We start from the raw sequence: 207 nt of genomic DNA on the forward strand, positions 1-207 counted from the left end.
CCCGGGCTCACCCTGCGCCGGGACAGCACGCGGGCCAACGCCCAGCAGGTCAATTCCCTGCTGCCCCGGATCATCGAGATGCGGCAGAACTACGACAGGCTGACAATGCCGGTAGAGGCCGTGCACGGCGATAAAGACAATATCGTCCCGCTGGATATCCACAGCGCGCCCCTGATGGAGGATCTGGCCAACGGCAACCTCACGGTG

1 pseudogene is annotated in these 207 nt (G+C 64.3%); it reads left to right on the forward strand.

From position 1 onward, the window contains the following. Positions 1-207, forward strand: a pseudogene (locus A3764_RS25035) (alpha/beta fold hydrolase); the annotation flags it as partial.

It is taken from the genome of Sulfitobacter sp. HI0129 (assembly GCF_001635395.1).
Lineage (GTDB): Bacteria > Pseudomonadota > Alphaproteobacteria > Rhodobacterales > Rhodobacteraceae > Sulfitobacter.